The following is a 442-nucleotide window of genomic DNA, read 5'->3' as shown; positions in this document are numbered from 1 at the left end:
TCTATGAGCTGGGTTCATAGTAGTCTCCCGAAGCTGCTCACGATTCATCTCACCAAGATCTTTAATGCGCTTGTTAGATGCACCTTTTTTCGCAATTTTTTCTACATCATCAAGCACGTCTATAGCGTCACTATGCGAGTCTAGGCCACGCTCTTTTATCCTTTGACTGAGATAAAGTGCCTCTTCGTTAAGTGGACTTGTACATAAATTTTCATTTACCACAAGCTCTGCTAGGCCGCTTTCAGTTTGCAAATAGATTGTAACCACATCTTCGCGAACGTAGTGGTTTAGGATGTTGTGACGCGCAGATTTTAAGAAGTCTCTGAAGAGTTCAAAAATTTCAGTGGAGCTTTTTGAGACGATGTCTGGATTTGCTATCATATAGCGGATCGATGAGAGGGCGTTAAAGCGTTTTTCAAGCTCTTTTAAGACGCTTCTATAA

At 41.4% G+C, this 442-nt stretch carries 1 pseudogene; it reads right to left on the bottom strand.

Features of this window, described 5'->3' with window-relative positions:
• Window positions 1–442: pseudogene (locus CYP43_RS09365) on the bottom strand (DNA gyrase subunit B); the annotation flags it as partial.

The organism is Campylobacter concisus (assembly GCF_002913045.1).
GTDB lineage: Bacteria > Campylobacterota > Campylobacteria > Campylobacterales > Campylobacteraceae > Campylobacter_A > Campylobacter_A concisus_AP.
This window is presented reverse-complemented; position numbering and strand designations above follow the sequence as displayed.